General features: G+C 71.4%; 3 protein-coding genes. 1 reads left to right on the top strand and 2 read right to left on the bottom strand.

Going from position 1 to position 1,777, the window contains the following annotated elements; genetic code table 11:
- A partial coding sequence (locus tag VHK87_RS13045; RefSeq protein WP_329635330.1) for an ATP-grasp domain-containing protein occupies nt 1–338 on the bottom strand: 338 nt, incomplete at its 3' end.
- 110 nt (nt 339–448) lie between these two features.
- Nucleotides 449–958, bottom strand: coding sequence for a DUF2306 domain-containing protein (locus VHK87_RS13040; protein WP_329635329.1), 510 nt, complete (start codon nt 956–958; stop codon nt 449–451).
- Nucleotides 959–1,118: 160 nt separating this feature from the next.
- Here VHK87_RS13040 and VHK87_RS13035 point away from each other — a divergent pair.
- On the top strand, nt 1,119–1,777 hold a 659-nt coding region (locus tag VHK87_RS13035; protein ID WP_329635328.1), incomplete at its 3' end, for a LytTR family DNA-binding domain-containing protein.

Raw genomic sequence — 1,777 nt, 5'->3', positions numbered from 1 at the left:
TCGGCGCCTTCCTCGATGTAGAGGCGCTGCACCTGCTTGCCCTTCGGCCCCGTCTGGAGGGTCACCAGCACCCGGCCCAGCATCTCCTGGGCGTTGGCGCGGACCTCGTCCACCGACTTGACCACCCGCACCCCGCCCTTGGCGTCGGGGCCGAGTCCCTCGAAGCGGCCCTTGCCGCGGCCGCCTGCGTGAATTTGGCTTTTGACGACGTAAACCGGCCCGCCGAGCTTCTCCGCCGCCTGGGCGGCTTCCTCTGGGGTGAAGGCCGGATAGCCGCGCGGGACCGCCACGCCGAACTCCGCGAGGACGGCTTTGGCTTGGTGCTCGTGAATGTTCATGAGGCCGCGGGGTTGCGAATGAGGGGATGGCCCGCCCTCGTTGGCAGGCGGGGCGCGTTATAGGCGCCCCGCCGCAGGGTGGCAACCGCGCTTGGCCATAACCTGCGCCCCTAGCTGAAGAACACGTTCCAGAGCAGCCGTCCGGGCAGGAAGGCGAAGCCGCCGGCGACGATCATGCCGCCGAGATAGACGCTCGTCATGATCCGGGAGTGGCGGCGCACGTCGTGGCGGTGCGCGGCCCAGATCGCGGTCGGAAGGCCCACGAGGGTGATCACCGACAGCAGGTGGATGGGGCTGAACCAGCCGTCGATGACGGTGCGGATGAAGAACGAGCTGAGCGCCGCCGCCATCATCGCCAGGGACCATGTCCAGCCCAGCGCGCGGTGCGCGGTCGTGCCCTTGGGACCGAGCAGCTGCCAGGCGCCGACGCCCAGCGCCAGGACCACGGCGGCCAGGTGGATCTGGATGGCCAGGCCCGCTTGCCCGATCAGCTCGAAACGGGGTGGCCGGCCCGTCGCCGCGCCGGCCGCCGCCGTGAGCGAAAGAACCGCGGCGCCGAGGATCGAAAGCCGGATGGCCCAGGGCCGCTGCGGGGCCGGCGTGGCTTGGATCGAAGTCATGGATCGTCTCCGGGAGGAAGCGGTCCGGATATGCCCCCGGCGTTTTCGTCCCGCCGCTGCGTCTTCACGAACCGCCGCGGCGGCTGCGTGAGGCGGAGCGGGGCGCCGTTGACGCTTCGCCAACGGCGGCCAATCTGAGGCTCGCAACAGGGGAATCGGCGTGGCGGATGAGGATGCAGGCAGGCGGTGGAGTCCATACGACAGCCCCGCCGGCTGGGCGCGGGGCCTGGCGCTGGCCGCCGCCGTCGGCCTGTTCCTGGCCTTCTCAGGCGCGTTCGGAACGGGCGAAGCCCCGGCCGCGCGCCGTTATCCCTACTGGCTCTTGCTGCTGCTGACCGGGGCGCTCTGGGGCCCGTTCGTCTCGCGGCTGTTCTTCCGGCCCGGGCAGCCGCGGACCCAGGTGTGGCTGCGCGTGCTCGCGGTCGCGCTAGTGCTGGCCGCCACCCTGACGGGGTTCGTGGCCCTCGCCACGGCCCTCATGCTCGGCGAGCAGATGCCGCTCACGCGCCTACCGTGGCTGTTCTGCGCGGTGCTGGTGATCTCGGGAGCGATGACGGCCCTCAACGTGCTGATCTCGGCGCCGCGCAGCCCGCCGGCGGCGGCCGGGTCGTCGCCCGCGCCGGCGCCGCCCAAATTCCTCGAGCGGCTGCCGCTGAAGCTTCGCGGCGCGGAGGTGTGGGCCGTGGAGGCTGAAGACCACTACCTGCGCCTGCACACCTCTAAAGGCCAGGACCTGATCCTGATGCGGCTGTCGGACGCCATCAACGAGCTGGCCGGAATCGAGGGCGCCCGGGTGCACCGCTCCTGGTGGGTGGCGCG

Origin of the sequence: Phenylobacterium sp. (genome assembly GCF_036263695.1) — a bacterium.
Classification (GTDB): domain Bacteria; phylum Pseudomonadota; class Alphaproteobacteria; order Caulobacterales; family Caulobacteraceae; genus Phenylobacterium.
The sequence above is the reverse complement of the archived record's forward strand: the minus strand, read 5'-3'. Positions and strand labels throughout refer to the sequence as shown.

What these genes read in the sequence shown, in the direction of transcription:
- VHK87_RS13040 (WP_329635329.1), bottom strand. Translation starts at nt 958, where the DNA reads ATGACTTCGATCCAAGCCACGCCGGCCCCGCAGCGGCCCTGGGCCATC.